Below are 729 nucleotides of genomic sequence, written 5' to 3'. Positions count from 1 at the left end.
AAGAACTGTGTGGTTTAAATATGTGGCTTGAACTAAGCAAATTAGCATCTACAGCTTTAAACCGCGATGACCACTCTGCTCACAGAGCATATAAACTCTTAGCGACGCTATGTTCAATGCGAATGTCATCTGACGATCCGGCCGATACTTGGCATCCAAGATGGCAAGATGCAGAAAATAAAATGCTCACGCCTCAAGATATAAAAAGTGATTATAACTCACTGCTTTCAGATATTGTTAATTTTATTAATAACTTGGCATTGAAAGGCCGAATTGCAGATATCGTATGGTCAAATGACCGTAAAGAATACAAGTGTGGCATCGAAGCGGTCAAAGCATATTCTAATATAGTCCTTGAGCATATAAGCAAAAAATGCGATACCGATAATTTCACAAAGTTATTTGAGTTGATGAATTTATTACAGAGAGCCTTGTGCATAAATGGGACGATGGGTAAGCGCGACCATATTCCAAGTTATCTAGCAAAAGCTTTTGAACAATTTTATATCTTCTCTTATCAAAAATGTATATATGTAGCATTTTCTAGGATTGGAGAGTTAGCTATAGGTTATAAAATAAAAACATGGCAAGAAGTAGCTGATGATTCAGAAAATCTTGTTAACAGGGGAAGTATAAATGATTATCCAGAAGCTCGGAAGAAAGTGTGGGCACTTGCAGCACAATGTCATCTGAAAAATAAAAACACTGAAGGTCGCAGGCACTGTTTAG

Annotated in this window: 1 protein-coding gene; it reads left to right on the top strand. The window is 36.9% G+C overall.

Annotated elements, in window-relative coordinates; all coding sequences use genetic code 11:
* Window positions 1-20 precede the first annotated feature (20 nt).
* Window positions 21-729, top strand: a 709-nt coding sequence (locus tag M975_RS21925; RefSeq protein ID WP_157093427.1) for a DUF7380 domain-containing protein, incomplete at its 3' end; no start/stop codon positions are given.

The organism is Buttiauxella brennerae ATCC 51605 (assembly GCF_001654925.1).
GTDB lineage: Bacteria > Pseudomonadota > Gammaproteobacteria > Enterobacterales > Enterobacteriaceae > Buttiauxella > Buttiauxella brennerae.
This window is presented reverse-complemented; position numbering and strand designations above follow the sequence as displayed.